We start from the raw sequence: 297 nt of genomic DNA on the forward strand, positions 1-297 counted from the left end.
AAGTAGACCGCCTGGGGAGTACGGCCGCAAGGTTAAAACTCAAATGAATTGACGGGGGCCCGCACAAGCGGTGGAGCATGTGGTTTAATTCGATGCAACGCGAAGAACCTTACCTGGTCTTGACATACACAGAATCTTGTAGAGATACGAGAGTGCCTTCGGGAATTGTGATACAGGTGCTGCATGGCTGTCGTCAGCTCGTGTCGTGAGATGTTGGGTTAAGTCCCGCAACGAGCGCAACCCTTGTCCTTAGTTACCAGCGGGTTAAGCCGGGAACTCTAAGGATACTGCCAGTGA

Annotated in this window: 1 rRNA gene; it reads left to right on the forward strand. The window is 52.2% G+C overall.

Features of this window, described 5'->3' with window-relative positions:
- A 16S ribosomal RNA gene (locus NJD71_RS13820) occupies positions 1–297 on the forward strand; the annotation flags it as partial.

The sequence above is a fragment of the Psychrobacter sp. PP-21 genome (assembly GCF_033790785.1).
Classification (GTDB): domain Bacteria; phylum Pseudomonadota; class Gammaproteobacteria; order Pseudomonadales; family Moraxellaceae; genus Psychrobacter.